Below are 1,749 nucleotides of genomic sequence, written 5' to 3' on the forward strand. Positions count from 1 at the left end.
CCACCCCTAGCGGACGATGACTTTGCGCATCGGCACGCACTCGTCAGCGCGTTCCGCCGCCTGCGGCCGATAGCCCTCAAAGCGTTCCCATCCTGTCGCAGCGTAGAACCCGACGGCGTCCGCGGCGGCGTTGACGAATAGGGTGCGGATGCCAAGCTTGCCCGCATAATCCGCCACCCTCGCATCCAAGACGCGGCCGTGCTCCTGTCCGCGAAGAGCCGCGGAAATGGCAACGAGCCTGACGATACCTGTCCCGTCGCGCAGATCATCGAGCCTTGTCGTGCCGCACGCTCGCGCATTGAACCTCAGCAGCAGAGGATGATGGTCGGGCAGCCGCTCCTCCGGGCGGGCTTCGTCATAGCTGCCGAGGCCGCGCTCTTCCCACAAAACCAAGCGCCGGATGTCGTGGTAGGCTCGCCAATCAGCCTCATCGGCGATGCGTACGAGAACATATGTCATTCGGCCAGGATTGCACTCGAATGACAGCCATGACACGCTTCACGCTTGGTGTATCGATTTGGCCCGCTGGCGCTGTCCTGCTGCTTTACATAGCCATCGTTCTAATTGACCGCGTAGGAAGCGGTCGTCGGTTTTTCGGTGTTGTATTTGAGGACAACTGGTACGTGACGCTGCCAGGCTTGGCGCTGACATTCATTGGCTACCGCATCATGTCGCGTGCGCGCTTGTGAAGGCGGCCGCCCACTCGCTCCTGTCGTGAACGTCAGTAAGCCACCATAGCGGAAGCAGGCGATGCTACCCGAACCAGGCCGAGCCTGATAAGCCGCGCTGGTGAGCGACATCGATCTGCACTACCTCTCCCAGTGTTACGGGCGAGCGTTCGCCAGCTGCGAGTTGGTCGTCCCCGGCGTCAATCGGACCTACCGTCTCGCCGCAGGCGGCGACGTCTATTACTTGCGTCTCTATCGGCCTGTCGGCAGATCCCCCGCAGAGATCGCTTTCGAGTTGCGCCTGCTGCGCGAGGTCCGGCCAACGCCAGGCCTCGACGTGGCGCGACCGATCCGTACCGTCGATGGGGCGGATTGCGCTCAGGTCCTATTCGGCGGTGTGGGCCGCGCTGCCTGCCTGTTTGAAGCCCTCGATGGCCGGCCGATCACCGACGGCCCTGAGGATGTGGCGCTATTCGGCTCGGCGTTGGCGAAGCTGCACGACGCCCTCGCCGGGATCGGCGGCGGTGGTGCGCGTCTACTCGACCCGGCGGCGCTGTGCGCGCGCGCCGCCGCGTCGCTGGCGAGCATCTCGGGCAGTGAGGCCGCGCAGCGCGCTATCGACCGGTGCCGAGCGGAGATGCTCGGCGATCCTGCGGCGCATGGTTTGCCATCGGGGAATTGCCACGGGGACGCCCGGTTGGCCAACGCCATCGTCCAGGACGCCACGGTGGGCTTCTTCGACTTCGACGATTGCGGCTGCGGCCCCTATCTGCTCGATCTGGGGACCGCGGCCTGGCATTTCGCGCTCGGTGATCCGTCACGGACGGCCGCGCTCATTGCCGCGTTGTTGGAGGGCTACGGCAGTGAACGCCCGTTATCCCAGGCGGAGCGACGAGTTCTGCCGCACTACGTGAAGCTCGCCGAGGTCCGCTCGCTGCTGTTCCTCGCCGAGTTCTGCACGCTGGCAGACGGGCTCTGGCGACGCGTCCTCGACCGAGCGACCAACCTGCTGGAGCGCGAGTTGACGATCTGACGCCGCGCGGCCAGCGCACGAATATCGGCTTCCCACCCTCAACGGACG

General features: G+C 65.3%; 3 protein-coding genes. 2 read left to right on the top strand and 1 reads right to left on the bottom strand.

Annotated elements, in window-relative coordinates:
• Positions 1 to 6: 6 nt before the first annotated feature.
• Complete coding sequence (locus FHU13_RS27245) at positions 7 to 459, bottom strand: GNAT family N-acetyltransferase (RefSeq protein ID WP_183438946.1); 453 nt, start codon at positions 457 to 459, stop codon at positions 7 to 9.
• A gap of 20 nt (positions 460 to 479) precedes the next feature.
• On the opposite strand from FHU13_RS27245, the gene FHU13_RS27250 reads away from it, so the two are divergent.
• Together FHU13_RS27250 and FHU13_RS27255 are read left to right on the top strand one after the other, a co-directional pair.
• Positions 480 to 689 carry a hypothetical protein gene (locus FHU13_RS27250; RefSeq protein ID WP_210287882.1) on the top strand — a complete coding sequence of 70 codons (210 nt, stop codon included), beginning with the start codon at positions 480 to 482 and terminating at the stop codon, positions 687 to 689.
• Between the two features lie 100 nt (positions 690 to 789).
• Positions 790 to 1,701: a phosphotransferase gene (locus FHU13_RS27255; protein WP_183438948.1), complete on the top strand. Its 912-nt coding sequence runs from the start codon at positions 790 to 792 to the stop codon at positions 1,699 to 1,701.
• Positions 1,702 to 1,749 lie beyond the last annotated feature (48 nt).

This window comes from Methylobacterium sp. R2-1 (assembly GCF_014191355.1).
Lineage (GTDB): Bacteria > Pseudomonadota > Alphaproteobacteria > Rhizobiales > Beijerinckiaceae > Methylobacterium.